Raw genomic sequence first — 551 nt, forward strand, 5'->3', positions numbered from 1 at the left:
CCAAGTCCGCTGTTCGCTATCTGCCCGATTTGCCGGACATAGACGACCGCCCAGGCGCCAATATTTATGGTCACTGGGAATGCGATCTCATACATGGTCATCGGCATTCAGGCTATATCCTGACGGCTGTGGAACGCAAAAGCGGCTTTCTCATGGCTGCATTTTGCCGGACGCGAAACGTGGAGTGCGTCTCTTCCTGCCTGAAGGAGCTGTTTTTCTGCGTCCCCGCACGCTATCGGCATACCTTGACCTATGACAGGGGCAAGGAGTTCTTCGGCTTCCGGCAGGTCGATGAGGCCCTTCAGGTAAAAAGTTACTTCTGCCATCCGGGCTGTCCGGGGGAACGTGCGCTGAACGAACAGAGCAACGGCCTGTTGCGGCAGTTCTTTCCCCGAAGGAGGGATTTTTCCCGGCTGACCAATGAAGAGATAGCAAGGGCGGTGGCTCTCATAAACCACCGCCCAAGAAAGAAGTTCGGTTATCTTTCGACTGTCGAGCAGCTGCGGGAAAAGGGTATCCTGCTTGCGGTGCAATTCATTTGACAATCTGCC

The 551-nt window shown here is 55.0% G+C and carries 1 protein-coding gene; it reads left to right on the plus strand.

The genetic code is table 11. From position 1 onward, the window contains the following. A partial coding sequence (locus ACQRCJ_RS12500; RefSeq protein WP_427799951.1) for an IS30 family transposase occupies window positions 1-542 on the plus strand: 542 nt, incomplete at its 5' end. Window positions 543-551 lie beyond the last annotated feature (9 nt).

This window comes from Desulfovibrio sp. SGI.102, from assembly GCF_050314315.1.
Lineage (GTDB): Bacteria > Desulfobacterota > Desulfovibrionia > Desulfovibrionales > Desulfovibrionaceae > Desulfovibrio.